1 pseudogene is annotated in these 239 nt (G+C 48.1%); it reads left to right on the forward strand.

Annotated elements, in window-relative coordinates:
• Positions 1 to 239: pseudogene (locus HMPREF2794_RS21410) on the forward strand (hypothetical protein); the annotation flags it as partial.

Genomic DNA, 239 nt, shown 5'->3' on the forward strand with positions numbered 1-239 from the left:
GACATGTGGCATGAACAGGTCAGTTTTCTCGATGAAGAACATCCCTTTCTGTCCCCGGCTGTATTCATTGAATTTAATACGCTGGGGATTGAGGACGAAGGGTTGCTCGTTCAGCGGCTTCACACGCAGATTGATTTCCGGCTGTTTTACGAAACCTTTTCCGATACCTGTGAAGGTGCGGAAATGCAGGAAGAGGCGTTGTCCTTCCTTGACCTGTTGACTTTACTGGGGATGATGTT

Source organism: Bacteroides sp. HMSC067B03 (genome assembly GCF_001811315.1).
GTDB lineage: Bacteria > Bacteroidota > Bacteroidia > Bacteroidales > Bacteroidaceae > Bacteroides > Bacteroides faecis.